Source organism: Parazoarcus communis SWub3 = DSM 12120, from assembly GCF_003226565.1.
Lineage (GTDB): Bacteria > Pseudomonadota > Gammaproteobacteria > Burkholderiales > Rhodocyclaceae > Parazoarcus > Parazoarcus communis.
The window spans coordinates 1-246 of the sequence record NZ_QKOE01000214.1 but is presented as its reverse complement, the minus strand read 5'-3'; the positions used below and the strand labels follow the sequence as shown (position 1 = coordinate 246).

General features: G+C 65.0%; 1 protein-coding gene. It reads left to right on the top strand.

Translation table 11 applies throughout. From position 1 onward, the window contains the following. Positions 1 to 246, top strand: a 246-nt coding sequence (locus DNK49_RS23785; protein ID WP_165843452.1) for an RHS repeat protein, incomplete at both ends; no start/stop codon positions are given.

The following is a 246-nucleotide window of genomic DNA, read 5'->3' as shown; positions in this document are numbered from 1 at the left end:
ATCCAGGGGCGGCTGACGGCCAAGGAGCTGGCAGATGGAAGTCGGACGAGCTATGCCTATGAGGCCGGAGCAGGGCGTCTGCGCACGCGCACGGACGCTCTGGGTCAGGTCCGGACGCATACATATGCGCTCGACGATCGCCTGATCGGGCTGTCGTACAGCGGTGCAGTGCATCCGACGCCGGCAGTGGGTTACACGTGGGATACCGAGTTCGCCCGGCTGGTGTCCATGACGGACGGAACTGGT